The sequence below is a fragment of the Pseudomonas sp. Lb2C2 genome (genome assembly GCF_052112205.1).
Classification (GTDB): domain Bacteria; phylum Pseudomonadota; class Gammaproteobacteria; order Pseudomonadales; family Pseudomonadaceae; genus Aquipseudomonas; species Aquipseudomonas kilonensis.
Window position 1 is genome coordinate 28473 of the sequence record NZ_JAUTYW010000004.1, and the last position, 17555, is coordinate 46027.

The 17555-nt window shown below is 63.5% G+C and carries 3 protein-coding genes (1 of these 3 only partly in view); all 3 read left to right on the top strand.

The features are described from left to right. Tightly spaced (each overlapping or abutting the next), the 3 genes in view from Q7F16_RS12210 to Q7F16_RS12220 form a layout consistent with a single transcriptional unit that may run on beyond the window. Positions 1-505, top strand: the 3' portion of a protein-coding gene (locus tag Q7F16_RS12210) for a non-ribosomal peptide synthetase (RefSeq protein WP_409556180.1). Its footprint begins 12047 nt before the window's first position; 505 of the gene's 12552 nt are visible here — the last part of the coding sequence; its start codon lies off the left edge, out of view; its stop codon occupies positions 503-505. Beyond that, complete coding sequence (locus tag Q7F16_RS12215; protein ID WP_409556181.1) at positions 505-14202, top strand: non-ribosomal peptide synthase/polyketide synthase; 13698 nt, start codon at positions 505-507, stop codon at positions 14200-14202. Before Q7F16_RS12210 ends, Q7F16_RS12215 begins: the two co-directional genes overlap by 1 nt. Continuing rightward, positions 14199-17429 carry a non-ribosomal peptide synthetase gene (locus Q7F16_RS12220; RefSeq protein ID WP_409556182.1) on the top strand — a complete coding sequence of 1077 codons (3231 nt, stop codon included), beginning with the start codon at positions 14199-14201 and terminating at the stop codon, positions 17427-17429. Before Q7F16_RS12215 ends, Q7F16_RS12220 begins: the two co-directional genes overlap by 4 nt. The last annotated feature ends 126 nt before the right edge of the window (positions 17430-17555 follow it).

Genomic DNA, 17555 nt, shown 5'->3' on the forward strand with positions numbered 1-17555 from the left:
CGTGGTCGTCCCGGCGCTGAACCTGGATGCCAGCGAAGCCCAACGTGAACTGCGTGAGCAACTCAAGGCCGGGCTCAGGGAGCATTTGCCCGACTACATGATCCCGGCGCACCTGTTGTTCCTTGATCAACTGCCCCTGACCCCCAACGGCAAGCTCGACCGCAAGGCCCTGCCGGACGTGGACACCGGCCTTTTGCAAGTTGGTTATGTCGCGCCGGTCAGTGACCTGGAACAGCAGGTCGCGGCGATCTGGGCCGAAGTGCTCACGTTGAATCGCGTGGGCTTGAACGATCACTTCTTCGAGCTGGGCGGCCATTCGCTGCTGGCGGTCAATGCCGTCTCGCGCATGGCACTCGAACTGGGGCTGACGCTGACCCCGCAACTGATTTTCCAGCACCCCGTCCTGGGGGATTTTGTCGCGCAACTCGACACCGGGGATGGGCCAATCAATGAACAGAAACTGAACAAGCTGGAAGCCCTGCTTGATGAAATGGAGGAAGTCTGATGGACAAGAGTGTTGCTTTGAGGATCGCCAAGCGCTTTATCACTCTGCCGCTGGACAAACGTAAGCTGTACCTGGAGAAGATGCTCGAAGAGGGCGTCTCGCCGGCCAACCTGCCGATTCCCGAGGTCCGTTCCGGGTTCGAAAACATTGCGCTGTCCTACGCCCAGGAACGTCAGTGGTTCCTGTGGCAGATGGACCCTCACAGCTCGGCTTATCACATTCCCAATGCCCTGCGCCTCAAAGGGCCACTGGACGTGCCGGCCCTGGAGCGCAGTTTCAACGCACTGGTCGAGCGCCACGAAAGCTTGCGCACCACCTTCATCGAGCGCGGTGAGCAAGCTGTGCAGTTCATCCACCCGCAGATGCCCTTGTGTGTTGCGGTACAGGCGTTGCCCGCCGGTTCACCGGCCAGCCAGGACGACAGCATCAAGGCTTTCGTCGAGCGCGAAATCGCCCGCCCGTTCGATTTGCGTCAAGGGCCGTTGTTGCGGGTTTCGCTGTTGAAAATCGCCGAGGACGATCATGTGCTGGTGCTGATCCAGCACCACATCGTTGCCGATGGCTGGTCGATGCAGGTGCTGGTGGATGAGCTGGTCCGCCACTACGCCGCCGATACGGCCGGCGAGTCGCTGGTGTTGCCGGAATTGACCGTGCAATACGCCGACTATGCGATCTGGCAGCGTCACTGGCTCGAGGCCGGTGAGCGCGAGCGCCAGTTGGCCTATTGGGTCCAGACCCTGGGCGGCGAACAGCCGGTGCTGGAGTTGCCGTTCGACCATCCGCGCCCGCCCGTGCAAAGCTTTCGCGGTGCGCGGTTGGACCTGAACCTGTCGCCGCAACTGGGGGCAGCGCTCAAGCAGCTGGCCCAGCGTCAAGGGGCCAGCCTGTTCATGGTGTTGCTGGCCTCGTTCCAAGCCTTGTTGCACCGCTACAGCGGCCAGCCGCAGATCCGCGTCGGGGTGCCGGTGGCCAACCGCAATCGGGTCGAGACCGAGGGCCTGATCGGCTTTTTCGTCAACACCCAGGTGCTCAATGCCCATGTCGATGGACAGTTGCCGTTCGCGCATTTGCTCGATCAGGTCAAGCAATCGGCGATGGCGGCCCAGGCGCATCAGGACTTGCCGTTCGAGCAGTTGATCCAAGCCCTGCAACCGGAGCGCAGCCTGAGCCACAGCCCGATCTTCCAGGTCATGTTCAACCATCAGACCTCGGGTGATGCCCAGGCCCGGCAGATGCACTTGCCGCAGCTGGGCATCGAGGACCTGGTGTGGGAAGGGCGCACGGCCCAGTTCGATTTGACCCTGGGCACTTATGAAACCGAGCAGGGCGTCGCCGCGGAACTGACCTACGCCACCGACCTGTTCGAGGCGCAGACCATCGAACGTCTGGCCCATCACTGGCAGAACCTGCTGCAAGGCATCGTCGATGCACCGCAGCAACGCATCGGCGAGTTGCCGTTGCTCGACACCGACCAGCAGCGTCTGACACAGCAAGACTGGCGCCGCGTGGTTGAGCATGACCCCGCGGCGTGTGTGCACCAGCGCATCGCCGAGCAGGCCCGGCTGACCCCGGACGCACTGGCGCTGACCATCGATGGACAGACCCTGACCTACGGGCAACTGGACGCGCGCGCCAACCAGCTCGCCCACCGTTTGCTGGCCTTGGGCGTGACGCCGGACCAGCGCGTGGGCATCGCCGTGGAGCGCAGCGTCGAGATGATTGTCGGCCTGCTGGCGATCCTCAAGTCCGGCGGCGCCTACGTGCCGCTGGACCCGGCGTACCCCGAGGATCGCCTGGCCTACATGATCCAGGACAGCGGCATTGAGTTGCTGCTGACCCAGGCCCGTTTGCAGGCGCGCTTGCCGATCCCGGCGACCCTGCGGACCCTGGTGCTCGACCAGCCGGACGCCGCGTTGCAGGACGCCCCGCGCACCTGCCCGGCGGTACCGTTGACCGCCGAGCACCTGGCCTACGTGATCTACACATCCGGTTCCACCGGCAGACCCAAAGGTGTGATGGTGCGCCATGGCGCGCTGAGCAATTTCGTCACCAGCATGATCGCCCAACCGGGCCTTACGACCAGCGATCGCATGCTGTCGCTGACAACCTTTTCCTTCGACATTTTTGGCCTGGAGATCTACGGGCCGTTGTCGGCTGGAGCCAGCATCGTGCTGACCGGCCAGAACGTGCATCAGGACCCGCAAGCGGTGCTGGCGCTGATCGAACAACATGACGTCAGCGTGCTGCAAGCCACGCCGTCGAGCTGGCGCATGCTGCTCGATCATGAGCAGGCTTCGGTGCTGGCGGGCCGCACATTCCTGTGTGGTGGCGAGGCGTTGCCCCTGGAGTTGGCGCAACGGCTGCTGGCACTTTCGCCGAAGGTCTGGAACCTTTACGGCCCGACCGAAACCACGATCTGGTCGGCGCTGCATCCGTTGAGCCTCGAAAGCAGTCGTCCGTTCCTTGGCAAGCCCCTGGACAACACCGCGCTGTACGTCGTCGGCGGCGACCTGACACTCAACCCGCCCGGGGCGCCGGGGGAACTGCTGATCGGTGGTGACGGCCTGGCTCGCGGTTACTTCCAGCGCCCGGCCCTGACCGCCGAACGTTTTGTGCCGGACCCGTTCTCCACCACCGGCGAACGGCTGTACCGCACCGGTGATCTGACCCGCTATCGGGCCGAAGGCGTGGTCGAGTACATCGGCCGCATCGACCATCAAGTCAAAATCCGCGGCTTGCGCATCGAGCTGGGTGAAATCGAAGCCGCACTGTTGGCCCAGGAGAACGTGCGTGAAACCGTGGTGGTGGCCCATGAAGGCCCGACCGGTGCGCAACTGGTGGGCTACGTGGTGCTCACCGGCAACGAAGGGACCATCCCGGAAAACGAGGCTGCGGCACGCACCGCCCTCAAGACCGCGCTCAAGGCGCAATTGCCCGAGTACATGGTCCCGGCGCACCTGGTGTTCCTGGCGCAACTGCCGTTGACGCCCAACGGCAAGGTCGATCGCAAGGCGTTGCCTGCCCCGGATGCCGGCGATTTGCAACAGGCTTACGTGGCGCCCCGCAGTCAGCGTGAGCAGCAGGTGGCGGCGATCTGGCAGGAGGTGCTCAAGCTCGAGCGAGTAGGGCTGGAGGACAACTTCTTCGAATTGGGCGGGCATTCGCTGTTGGTCACCCAGGTGGTCTCGCGGGTCCGGCGCACGCTGGGTATCGAGGTGCCGCTGCGCAGCTTGTTCGAGCACAGCACGTTGCGCGATTTTGTCAGTGCCTTCGAGCTGGGCCAAGGTGAACAACCGTTGGCGATGGTGCCGGTGCCCCGTGACAAACCGCTGTCGCTGTCGTTTGCCCAGGAACGCCAGTGGTTCCTGTGGAAAATGGACCCCGACAGCGCTGCCTACAACATTCCCACAGCGCTGCGGCTGCGCGGGGTGTTGGACAAAATAGCCCTGCGCCGCAGTTTTGAAGCACTGGTGACGCGTCACGAAAGCCTGCGCACCCTGTTCGTGGAAGACGATGGGGTGACCTGCCAGGTGATCCGTGCGCAAGGGCAGGTCGATTTCGTCGAGCAGCGTCTGGCCGGCAATGATGAGGCCAGTATCCAGGCCTTCATCGAGCAGCAGACGCAAGCCCCGTTCGATCTCTTGAACGATGCACTATTGCGTGTGGCATTGCTGGCGTTGGGTGAGCAGGAGCACATTTTGGTGCTGACTCTGCATCACATCGTGTCTGACGGCTGGTCGTTGCAGGTGATGGTCGACGACCTGATGAGCCTGTATTCGGCCTTCACCCAGGGGCAGCCCGCGCAGTTGCCAGCGTTGGCGGTGCAATACGCCGACTATGCCGTCTGGCAGCGCCAATGGATGGCTGCCGGTGAACGGGATCGCCAACTGGGCTACTGGACCGAGCAATTGGGGGGTGAGCAGACGCTGCTGGAGCTGCCCACCGACCATCCGCGCCCGGCGCAGCAGAGCATGCGCGGCGCGCGTTTGCCGATTGTGCTGGATCGCTCGCTGAGCGATGCCCTCAAAGCGTTGGCTCGACGGGAAAACGTCACGCTGTTTGTGCTGCTGCTCGGATCTTTCCAAGCGTTGTTGCACCGCTACAGTGGTCAGGCCGACATCCGGGTCGGGGTGCCGATTGCCAACCGCCAGCGCCTGGAAACCGAGCGGTTGATCGGGTTCTTCGTCAATACCCAGGTGCTGCGGGCGCAGTTTCACGGCGATCTGACTGGCGCCGGTTTGCTGCAACAGCTCAAACAGACGGCTATGGCTGCGCAGATGCATCAGGACCTGCCGTTCGAGCAATTGGTCGATGCCTTGCAGCCGCAGCGTAACCTGAGCCACAGCCCGCTGTTCCAGGCCATGTTCAACCATCGCAACGAAACTGCCTCGGCCCTCGAAGACGCATTGCCGGGCCTGGCGGTCGACCCCCTTGGCTGGGAGCAGCGCACCGCGCAGTTCGACCTGAGCCTGGAGACCACCGATAGCCCGCAAGGCCTGCACGCCGCGCTGATCTACGCGACCGACCTGTTCGAGCCGGCCACCCTCGAGCGCATGGGCCAGCATTGGCTCAACCTGTTGCAAGGCATGGTGCAGGACCTGCAACAGCCCGTTGCGCAGTGGGCGTTACTGGACGATGACGAACGTCGGCAGATGCTCGTCGACTGGAATGCGACGGCGGTTTCATACCCGCTCGATCGCAGTGTCCAGGGGCTGATCGAAGAGCAGGTGCGCAGGACCCCGGATGCTCCGGCCCTGGTGTTCGGCGAGCAACGCCTGAGCTACGGCGAGCTCAACGCCCGGGCCAATCGCTTGGCGCACACATTGATCGAGCATGGCGTGGGCCCGGATGTGCTGGTGGGCATCGCCGTGGAACGTTCTGTGGAAATGGTCCTGGGGTTGTTGGCGATTCTCAAGGCCGGCGGTGCCTATGTGCCGCTGGACCCTGAATATCCACGGGATCGCCTGGCCTATATGTTCGAAGACAGCGGCATCGGTTTGCTGCTGACCCAGCAGCATCTGTTGGAGCAGTTGCCGATCCCGGACGGGCTGCGCAGCCTGGTGCTGGACCTGCCTGGCGACGGGGTGTACGCCGGTCGCGACACGAATCCGGACGTCGAGGTCGACGGTGAAAACCTGGCGTATGTGATCTACACCTCCGGTTCCACCGGCAAGCCCAAGGGCGCAGGCAATCGGCACTCGGCCCTGGTCAACCGGCTGTGCTGGATGCAGCAGGCCTATGGGCTCGATGCCACGGACAGCGTGCTGCAAAAAACCCCGTTCAGTTTCGACGTGTCGGTGTGGGAGTTCTTCTGGCCGCTGCTGACCGGCTCGACGCTGGTGGTGGCCGCGCCGGGCGCTCATCGCGACCCGACGCAACTGATCGAACTGATCACCGCGCACCGCATCACTACGCTGCACTTTGTGCCGTCGATGTTGCAGGCGTTTGTGCAGGACCCGCACGTGGCCGAATGCACCAGCCTGAAGCGGATCGTGTGCAGCGGCGAAGCCCTGCCGGTGGATGCGCAGCAGCAGGTGTTCGCCAAACTGCCGAACGCCGGCCTGTACAACCTCTACGGCCCGACCGAGGCCGCCATCGACGTCACCCATTGGACCTGTGTCGAGGAGGGGCGCGACAGCGTGCCGATTGGCCAGCCGATTGCCAATCTGGGCACCTACATTCTGGATGATGAATTAACGCCGGTGCCGGTGGGGGTGATTGGCGAGTTGTACCTTGCGGGCGAGGGCTTGGCCCGTGGTTACCATCGGCGTGCAGCGCTGACGGCCGAGCGGTTCGTGACCGGCCCCTTCGGTCACGGTCAGCGGTTGTACCGAACCGGCGACCTGGCGCGTTACCGCACCGATGGCGTGATCGAATACGCCGGACGCATGGACCATCAGGTGAAAATCCGTGGTTTGCGCATTGAGCTGGGGGAAATCGAAGCGCGCCTGGCCGAACACGATGAGGTGCGCGAAACCGTCGTCATCGCCCAGGACGGTACTTTACTGGTGGCCTACCTGGTGCCCACCGGCGCTGAACTGCTGAGCGCCGAAGACGCTGTTCGCCAGGCGCTGCAAGGCCGCCTCAAGGCGCATCTGAGTCAGTCGTTGCCCGACTACATGGTGCCGCAGCATTGGGTGTGGCTGGAAAAAATGCCCGTCAGCCCCAACGGCAAACTGGAGCGCAAGGCGCTGCCCAAAGCGGATATCGGCGCCAGCCCCAAGGCTTACATCGCGCCGAATACAGCCATCGAACAGACGCTGGCCGGTATCTGGCAAAGCGTGCTCGGCCGCGAGCAAGTGGGTGTCAGTGACAACTTCTTCGAGCTGGGGGGCGATTCGATCATTTCCATCCAGGTGGTCAGCCGGGCCCGTCAGGCCGGGATCCATTTCAGCCCCAAGGACCTGTTCGTCCACCAGACCATCCAGGGGCTCGCCAGCGTGGCAACCCTGGGTGACAGCGGACCGGGCATTGACCAGGGCCCGGTGACGGGGAGCGCAGTGTTGCTGCCCTTCCAGCAATTGTTTTTCGAACAGGACCTGGTCGAGCCTCATCACTGGAACCAGTCGGTGCTGCTCAAGGGGTTGCGGCCTGTCCACGCCGGGCATCTGGAGCAGGCGTTGCAGGCGCTGGTTATCCACCACGATGCCTTGCGCCTGGCCTTCGCGCACGAGAACGACGCCTGGACGGCCCGCCATCAGACCCTTGTCGAGCAAGAGTCGGTCTGGCGTCGCTCACCGCTGTTGTGGACCGCCGAGGTGGCAGATACCCCTGCGCTCGAGCGCTTGGCCGAACAAGCCCAGCGCAGCCTGGAACTGGAAAGCGGCGCATTGCTGCGGGGGGTACTGGCAAGCCTCGCCGATGGCAGCCAACGGCTGTTGCTGGTGATTCATCACCTGGTGGTGGACGGCGTGTCCTGGCGCATTCTGCTGGAAGACCTGCAACAGGCTTACGAACAACTGCAAGCCGGCCAGGCGCCGAAACTGCCCGCCAAGACCAGTGCCACCCAGGCCTGGGCGCAACGATTGAAAACCCATGCCGGCAGTGCGGCGTTCCAGGCCCAGATGGCTTATTGGCAAGGGCAGCTTGAGGGCGCTCGCAACGATCTGCCCTGTGACCGGCCTCAGGGCGAATTGCGCAGGTGTCACGAGGCGCAGGTGCAGACGCGCCTGGACAAGGAGCAGACCCGACGACTCTTGCAGCAAGCGCCAACGGCCTACCGCACCCAGGTCAACGATTTGCTGTTGACGGCACTGGCCCGGGTGATCGGTCGTTGGACCGCCGATGCCTCGACCTTGATTCAGCTGGAGGGTCATGGCCGTGAGACGCTGTTCGATGGCCTGGAACCGGATCTGGACCTGAGCCGCAGCGTTGGCTGGTTCACCAGCCTGTTCCCGGTGCGGCTGACACCGGCGGCGACCCTTGAGGATTCGATCAAGGCGATCAAGGAGCAATTACGCGCGATACCCGATAAAGGGCTCGGCTTCGGTGTGCTGCGTTACCTGGGGGATGAGGTGACACGTCGTACCCTGGCGGCGCTGCCCATGCCGCAGATCACCTTCAATTACCTGGGACAGTTCGACAGCGGATTTACCGATGACGCCGACGGGCTGTTCATTCCGGCCAGCGAACCGGCGGGCACGCCACAGAGCCCTTTGGCGCCGCTGGACAATTGGCTGACGCTCAACGGCAGCGTCTACGCGGGCGAGTTGAGCATTGACTGGACATTCAGCACGCAGATGTTCGATGAGTCGACAATCCAGGCGCTGGCCTTGGATTATGGTCGGGAGTTGCAGGCGTTGATTGACCATTGTTGCCAGGCGCAGCATCAGGGTTTCACACCGTCGGACTTCCCGCTGGCCGGCTTGAACCAGACCCAGCTGGACGCATTGCCACTGGCGCCGCGGCAAATCGAAGATATCTACCCGTTATCGCCGATGCAGCAGGGCATGCTGTTCCATTCGCTGTATGAGCAACAGGCCGGTCACTACATCAACCAACTGCGGGTTGACGTCCAAAGGCTGGACGTCGAGCGCTTCCGCCAGGCCTGGCAAGCGGCCATGGACGCCCATGAAGTGCTGCGCAGCAGTTTTGTCTGGGAGGGTGATTTCAAGCGGGCGCTGCAGGTCGTACACAAACAGCTGGAGGTTGCGTTCCTGTTCCACGACTGGGACGCCAGAGCGAATCCTTCTCAGGACCTGGACGCCCTGGCGTTGACGCAGCGCCAGCAGGGTTTCGAGCTGGATGCGGCGCCGTTGCTGCGTTTGGTGGTGGTGCGGGTGGCAGAGGATCGCTATCACTTGATCTACACCAGCCATCACATCCTGATGGACGGTTGGAGCAACTCGCAGTTGCTTGGTGAGGTATTGCAACGCTACAGCGGCCAGGCACCGGCCCGGACATCCGGGCGCTACCGCGACTACATCGACTGGCTGCAACGCCAGGATGCGGCGGCCAGCGAAGCGTTCTGGACGCCTGTGCTGCAAAGCCTGGAGGCGCCGACACGGCTGGCCGATGCCGTTGCATCACCGGCCCAGGCCGGCGATGGTCATGGCGACCATGTGCAGGTCCTGGATGAGGCGCTGACCCGACGCCTGGAAGCCTTCGCCCGCACCTCGAAAGTTACCGTCAACACGCTGGTGCAGGCCGCGTGGCTGCTGCTGTTGCAGCGTTACACCGGCAAAGACACCGTGGCCTTCGGCGCGACGGTGGCCGGTCGCCCGGCGGATCTGCCGGGTATCGAGCAGCAGATCGGCCTGTTCATCAACACCTTGCCGGTGATCGCCAGCCCACGGGCCGAGCAATCCCTGGACAGTTGGTTGCAAGCGGTGCAGACGCAAAACCTGGCGCTGCGCGAGTTCGAGCACACCGCGTTGCTGGACATCCAGCGCTGGGCCGGGCAGGGCGGGGACGCGTTGTTCGACAGCCTGTTGGTGTTCGAAAACTATCCGATTGCCCAGGCTTTGGAACAGGGCGCGCCGGACGGCCTGCGCTTTGGTCCGCCGCTTACCCAGGAACAGACCAGCTACCCGTTGACGCTGTTGGTGGGATTGGACCGGCAACTGTCGGTGCACATGAACTACGAGAAGGCGAGTTTCTCGACGGACACGGTGCAACGGCTGGCGGCCCATCTGGCGCAGTTGCTGGGACAGATGACCGAGGGCAGCGAGCGTTGCCTGGGTGAACTGTCGATGCTGGCGTTCGATGAGCATCAGCGCCTGACCCATGACTGGAACCCGGTGGACGCACCGTTCGAGCAAGCGCTGTGCATTCACCAGATGATCGCCCGTCAGGTTGAGGCCACGCCAGATGCCCTGGCGGTGACCTTTGCCAACACCCAACTGAGCTACAGCGAACTGGACGGCCGCGCCAATCGCCTGGCCCATAAACTCATCGAACTGGGTGTGGGCCCGGAAGTGCGAGTAGGCGTGGCAATGCCGCGTTCCGAGCACCTGCTGATCGCCTTGCTGGCGGTGCTCAAGACCGGTGGCGCCTACGTGCCGCTGGACCCGGATTACCCGGCCGAGCGCGTGGCCTACATGCTCGACGACAGCCGTGCGCGGGTGTTGCTGACTGAGGACGCGGTGGCGGCGACGCTGAGCGTTTCGGTCGAGACCGCTGTGTTGAAGCTCGATCAGCTCGATTTGACGCAATACCCACTGAGCGCACCGCAGACCCAAGTCACGCCGGACAACCTCGCCTACGTGATCTACACCTCCGGCTCCACCGGCAAGCCCAAGGGCGTGGCGATTGCCCATCGCAACGTGCTGGCGCTGATCGACTGGTCCAAATCGGTCTACAGCCGCGACGACATCCAGGGTGTGCTCGCTTCAACTTCCGTGTGCTTCGATCTGTCGGTGTGGGAGCTGTTCGTGACCCTGGCCAACGGCGGCTCGCTGATCATCGCCCGCAACGCCCTGGAATTGCCGCAACTGCCGGCCCGCGATCAGGTACGCCTGATCAACACCGTGCCCTCGGCCATCGCCGCGTTGCAGCGCAGCGATGAGATCCCGGCCAGTGTGCGCATCATCAACCTGGCCGGTGAGCCGCTGAAGCAAAGCCTGGTGGATGCGCTCTATCAGAATGCCCCCTGTGGGAGCGAGCTTGTGGCAGCAGAGGCTGTGGCAGCAGAGCCTGTGGAGTCAGTGCCTGTGGAGTCAGTGCCTGTGGGAGCAAAGCTTGCTCGCGATAGCGTCCTATCGGCTGGCCCATGTGAGACTGACCCACCGCCATCGCGAGCAAGCTTTGCTCCCACAGGCTCGCTCCCACAGGTGGGCGGTGGCGTCGAGCATGTCTACGATCTTTACGGCCCATCCGAGGACACCACCTATTCCACCTGGACCCGCCGCACCCCCGGCGGCACGGCGAACATCGGCCGCCCACTCAAGCACACCGCCAGCTACCTGCTCGACGCCGACCTGCAGCCGGTGCCCCAAGGCGTTTCGGCAGAGCTGTACCTGAGCGGCGCGGGCATCACCCGTGGCTACCTCGGCCGCGCCGCGATGACCGCCGAGAAGTACGTGCCCAACCCGTTTTCCACCACCGGCGAACGCCTGTACCGCACGGGCGACCTGAGCCGTTACCGCGTCGATGGCGTGCTCGAATATCAGGGGCGCATCGACCATCAGGTGAAGATCCGCGGCTTCCGTATCGAGCTGGGGGAAATCGAAGCGCGGCTGCTGCAACAACCCCAGGTGCGTGACGTGGCGGTCCTGGCCCAGGACGCCCCGGGCGGCCAGCAACTGGTGGCTTACGTGGTGGCTGCGGCGTTGCAACTGGACGAAAGCAATCTGCGCGCTCAGCTCAAGGCAGGCCTCAAGGAACACCTGCCGGACTACATGATCCCGGCGCACCTGTTGTTCCTCGATCAACTGCCGCTGACGCCCAACGGCAAGCTCGACCGCAAGGCTCTGCCAGCCGTGGAGACCGGGTTGTCGCACAGCGGTTACGAAGCTCCCGTCAGCGAACTGGAGCAACAGATTGCCTGCATCTGGCAAGAGGTGCTGGAAGTGGAACAGGTCGGTCGCAACGACCATTTCTTCGAACGCGGCGGTCACTCGCTGCTGGCGACCCAGGCTGTCTCACGCTTGCGCAAGCTGACGGACTATCCCCTGAGCCTGCGTGATCTGTTCAATTATCCGCAGCTCAAGGCGCTGGCGGCCCTGATTGCCGGGGACGTGGCTGGGCAGGTCCGGGCCGGTGATTCCCGTGAGGTTCGGCTCAAGGCCCATGGGCCGCTGCGTTCGGCACCGCTGTCGCTGGTACAGCGGCGTTTGTGGATCGCCGAACAATTGTCCGGCGGCACGTCGGCTTATGGCATGCCCATGGCGCTGCGCCTGTGCGGTGGATTGTCGGTACCGCACCTGATGAGCAGCTTTGCCGAAGTGGTCCGCCGTCATGACGTGTTGCGCACCGCGTATGTCCAGGACGAAGAGGGCGATCCGCTGGCGTTGATTGCCGACGAGGTGCACCTGCACTTCCCGGTGATCGATTTGTCCGAGCTCTCGCCCGCTGCCCAGCAGGAACAGGTGGTTCAGGCGACGCTGGAGAATGCACGCACCCCCATCGACCTGGAGCAGGCACCGCTGTTGCGCGGTCGGATCCTGCGCTTGGGGCCGACCGAACATGTGTTGTTGTACGCCATGCATCACATCATCTTCGATGGCTGGTCGATGGGGCTGTTGATCGACGAACTGGTGCAGGTCTATGAAGCGTCCCTCACCGGTAAACCGATGCCGCTGGCACCCCTGGAGGTTCAGTACCAAGACTTTGCGCTGTGGCAGCAGGCGCTGGAAGAGCAGGGCGTCCTGGCGCGTCAGGCCGAGTACTGGAAACACCGCCTCAGCGGCTACGAGGGACGCCTGGACCTGCCGCTGGACAGCCCTCGGGGCCAGACAGCGTCCTATGACGGCGATGCGCTGCAGTTCCAGCTTTCCAGCGGGTTGAGCGGGGCATTGCGCCGGTTGTCCAGCGAAGTCGGGGTCACGCTGTACAGCACGCTGCTGGCGTCCTTCCAGGTGCTATTGCATCGGGTTAGCGGGGCGCAAGACCTGGTGGTCGGCGCCGACGTGGCGGGTCGTGAACAGCCGGAGCTTGAGCGGCTGATCGGTTTCTTCGTCAACGTGCTGCCTCTGCGTTCGCGCTTGGACGCCGATGCCACGTTCGCCAGCTTCCTGGCGCACACCCAGGACAACCTGCTCGGCGCGCTGGAGCATCAGGACTTGCCGTTCGACCAGATCGTCGACGCCTCGGGCGTACCGCGCCACAAGGCCATGAACCCATTGCTCCAGGTGTTGTTCGTGATGAACAACGTGCCGGTGCGCACCCGCTCCATGGCGGGATTGAGCTTGGAGTTCCTGCCGGCGCTGGAGACCCATTCTAAATTCGACATGGCGTTGTTCGTTGACGAAGAAGAAGGGCAATTGCGCGGTAATTGGCAATTCGCCACAACCTTGTTCGGACATGAGCGCATTCAGCACCTGATTCAGGCCTGGACAGCCCTGTTGGAACAGATCGTCGCTGATCAGGACATTCAATTGGGAGCTATCAGCATGCCAGTCGACAACGTGGCGGCAGCCGTCACGCCTGCCACCGTCCCAGGGCCCAAGGCCGACAAACTGGGCAAGTTTCTCAAGCGCTCCGTGACACCGCTTGCCACGCCTCGTGCGGCGCGGGTGCGTGAATCACTGGTGGCTGCGCCCCAGCGATTCCCCTTGATGCTGGAGCCGGGTGAGCCCCATCTGGACGTCATTGAGTGGATCCACCAGAACCGGCCGTTGATCGAGCAAAAGCTGGCCGAGCATGCGGGCATTCTGTTCCGCGGTTTCGAGCTGGACGGTATCCAGGGTTTTGAAGCGTTCGCCGAAGCGATACAGCCAGGCCTCTATGGTCAGTACGGTGATCTGCCGAAGAAAGAAGGGGGCAAGAACACCTACCGTTCCACGCCGTACCCCGAGCGCAAGATGATCCTGTTCCACAACGAAAGCTCCCACCAGGACCGCTGGCCGCGCAAGCAGATGTTCTATTGCGAGCAGGCCGCGCCCGTAGGGGGGGCAACCCCGGTGGTGGATTGCCGCTTGATGTTTGAAAAGTTGCCGGCCGATCTTCGCGAGAAGTTCGAAGACAAAGGCCTGCTCTACGTACGCACCTTCACCGACAAACTCGACGTGTCGTGGCAGCACTTCTTCAAGACCGAAGACCGCCTTGAAGTGGAAGCCCGTTGCCGGGCGGGTGGTATCCAATGGCGCTGGCTCGATAACGACGAATTGCAGACCCGCACACCGGGGCCCGCGATCATCACCCACCCGATCACCGGGGAGAAGTCGTTCTTCAATCAGGTGCAATTGCATCACATCTATTGGCTGGACCCGGACGTACGGCAGGACTTGTTGTCGATGTTCGGCCTGGAGCGCATGCCCCGGCACGTGTATTACGGCGACGGCACACCGATTGAAGACGAGGTGATGGCGCGTATCGGTGAGTTGTACGAAGCCTGTGCGGTGCGTTTCGACTGGCAGAAAGGCGATGTGATCCTGCTGGACAACATGCTGGTGGCCCACGCCCGCGATCCATTCGAGGGACCACGCAAGATCGTGGTCGCCATGGGCGACATGTACGAGCGCAGCAGTCTTGAGCGTTCGTCGGCCGCCGGGCAAACCGCCCAGGGCGCACTCAATACCGAGGAAGCTGGAGCATGAACGAGAACACGATGGATGCGTACAACCCGGGTTTCGCCCTGACGCCCGAGCAACAACGGGTACTTGAGCAACTGTCCAGTACGGCGACCAGCGGCCAGGCGTTGCGCTGGCTGGACGTGCTCATTGACGGCGATCTCGATCCGCAGCGATTGCAGGCCGCCTTCGATACGCTACTGGCGCAGCAGCCGATGCTGCTGACGCAACTGGCCAAGGTCGCCGGTTTCCATGGTTTGCGTCAGGCCGCCGCCAGTGCCGGGCGTTTCCCGCTGACGATACGGGCGGGGGAGCAGCAGGCCGAGGAAGTCCAGGCGCAGATCAGCGAATCGATGAGCCGCGCTTTTGTGGTCGGCGAATCCGAAAGCGTCCAGGCTGTGCTTTATCGCTTGGCGCCACGGCAATGGCGACTGGTGCTGGGCATCGTCCGTTCCAGTGCCGATGCGCAATCCCTGAATCTGCTGCTTGAACACGTACAGCAAGCGTACGCCGGGGGCCAGGTGGCGCAAGACGAGGCGCCGGGCGAGTTTGCCCAGTACCTGGAATGGCGCAGCGAAGTGGTGCTGGATGAAGACGCCGCCAGCGCACGAACCTACTGGCAGCAACACCTGCAAGGCGCGCAGGTGGATATCACCACGCCATGGTTGGCGGCGCGCAGTGCCAGCGGTGAGGCCGGTGCCGCCGACACCCGCGTCTCGCTGCCCCTGGCGCCGGCGCAAAGTGAGGCTTTGCAAAGCCTCGCCGAGCAGCTTGGCCAGCCGCTGGCCACGCTGCTGCAAGGCGCGTGGTGGGCGTTGCTGGGACGTTTGAGCGGGCTTGAACAGGCCTTGGTCGGCGTGCGCCATGACAGCCGCGACGACTATGAATACTTCGCCAATGCCGTGGGCGTGTTCGAGAAAACCCTGCCGCTTTGCGTTTCGTTGCCTGCCACCGTGTCGTTCAGCGAGTGGTTGGGTGAGCTGGCGGCGCGTCTCGAAGCGCATCGCACCTGGCAGGAGTACTGGGCGCCGGAACTGTCACCGGATGCGGCGTACCCGGCCTACGGCTTCACGGTAGGGCAGGCGAGCCCTGCCGGGAACAGTGGCGGTCTGAACTGGGTTGCCTCAGCGCCCGCGCGCGTGCCGGCAGAACCGTTCGAGTTGCTGTTGCAGGTTCAATTGAACGGTGCCCAGCGGCTTGCCGCCGTCGATCTGTATTACGCCTGCTCGCATTATTCAGCGGCCTCGGCCAACGCCGTGCTGGAACAGTACGGCGTGCTGTTGGACTCGATCCTTGCCGCTCCCCACGCTGCGCTGGCGCAGCTTGGCCTGCTCGGTCACGCCCAAGCGCAGCGCTTGCTGGCGATCAACCCGCCGATGCAGGCCTTGGCGGATAATCGTTATCTGCCGCAGCGCATCGCCGACCTGGCGATTCTTACACCGGACGCCATCGCCCTGACCGACGCCCTTTCGCAACTGAGCTATGGCCAGTTGCAAGCCCAGGTCGACAGCGTGGCGCTGGGGCTCAAGCAGCAAGGCGTGGGCCGCGGTTCGATTGTCGCGCTGGCGTTGCCGCGCTCGGCGGATCTGGTGATTGCAATGCTGGCGAGCTGGCGCATCGGGGCGGCGTATCTGCCACTTGACGTGCAGTGGCCCCAGGCGCGCCAGGCGTTGATGCTGGAACAGGCCGGCGCGGCACTGTTGCTGACCGATGCGGCGCATCTGCCAGCCTGGCAGGGACAGCCGTACAAGGCGCTGATATTGGTTGAACTCAGTCAGTCGGCAGCGCCATTGCCAACGCTCGCCACCCAAGGCAATGACATCGCCTATGTATTGTTTACGTCCGGTTCCACCGGGGTGCCAAAAGGTGTGGTGATCGAGCATCGGCAATTGCTCAACTACACCGCCCAGGCCAGTCAGGCCCTGGGGCTGGCGCAGTGCAAAAACGTCGGGTTCAGTTCCACCGTGGCGGCGGACCTGGGCAACACGGCGTTGTTTGGCGCGTTGTTCAATGGCGCCACCCTGCATGTGGCCAGCGACGAGCAAATGCAGGACGGCGCGTTGTTTGCCCAGTACCTGCAACAGCAACGGATCGACTGCCTGAAAATCGTGCCGTCGCACCTTGCGGCGCTGCTCGACAGTGAGCAGGCGACCCTGCCGCATACGCTGATTCTGGGTGGCGAGCCGATTGCGCCGACGCTGGTCGAGCGCATCTCGCGGTTGCGCAGCGATTGCCGGGTGTTCAACCACTACGGGCCGACCGAAGCCACGGTCGGAGTGATGATTCATCCGGTGTCGCTGGACGGCGCTGCCGACGATTGTTCGGCGCTGACCCAGGTGCTGGGCAACAACCAGGTCTACGTGCTGGATGCCGATCTGCAGTTGGCGCCGGTGGGCGTGCTGGGCGAGGTGTACCTGGGCGGTGCGCAGTTGTGCCGGGGTTACCTGAATGCCGAGGCCGATGAGCAGACGTTCATCCAGAGTCCGTTTGATCCGGCGCAGCGTTTATATCGCACCGGCGACCTGGCGCGTTATCGCCCGGACGGGGCGATCCAGTTGCATGGTCGGCGCGATCAGCAGGTCAAGGTGCGCGGATTCCGTATTGAACTGGCGGAGATCGAGGCCGAGCTTCTGCGCATGCCGCAGGTGGCCGAAGCCCTGGTGCTGCCGGCGGCATCGGCCGAGCAGGGGCTGTTGGCCTTTGTCGTGGCGCAGCAGGGAAGGTCGACGGGCTTGCTCGACACCGCGCGCGCTGAGCTCAGTGACCGCCTACCCAGCGTGATGGTTCCACAGCGCCTGCACCTGATCGAACAGTTCCCGCGACTGGCCAACGGCAAGATCGATCGCAAGGCGCTGCAGCAGTTGGCGGGTAGGGCGGTGGATGACGAAGACGCTGCACCACGTGACGCGCTGGAGCAATTGCTCGCCGCGCGCATGGCGCAATTGCTTGGGCTGGAGCGATTGGGCATCGACCGCGACTTCTTCGCCGCCGGAGGTCATTCGCTGCTGGTGATCAAGTTGGTGGCCGGTATTCGCAAGTTGTTGCAGTGCGAAATTCATCCGGGGCTGGTCTTCGATCATCCCACCGTGGCGTCGTTGGCAGTGGCCTTGCGGGCACTGGAGAGCAGCCCGGGGCAACTGGAGAAAATGGCCCAGGTACGCCTGCGCATGGAGGCAATGAGCCCCGAGGAAAAGGCCCTCCTGACCGAACAGGCGCGGCAGCTGCAAGCCGCCAGGGCTGCGCAAGGCAGCTGACAGGGCATGAACGAAAGGCCGTCGCCCGACAGCGACGGCCTTTTTTTTATCTTTTTCGCGAATGATAAATAAACTCATTCCGGTTTTTGGCAGGTGCTGCGTCTTACTTAGGTATGTGGGCAAATC

Bases quoted from the DNA above. Each gene is read 5' to 3' on its own strand.
- Q7F16_RS12215 (WP_409556181.1), top strand. From the start codon at position 505: ATGGACAAGAGTGTTGCTTTGAGGATCGCCAAGCGCTTTATCACTCTG.
- Q7F16_RS12220 (WP_409556182.1), top strand. From the start codon at position 14,199: ATGAACGAGAACACGATGGATGCGTACAACCCGGGTTTCGCCCTGACG.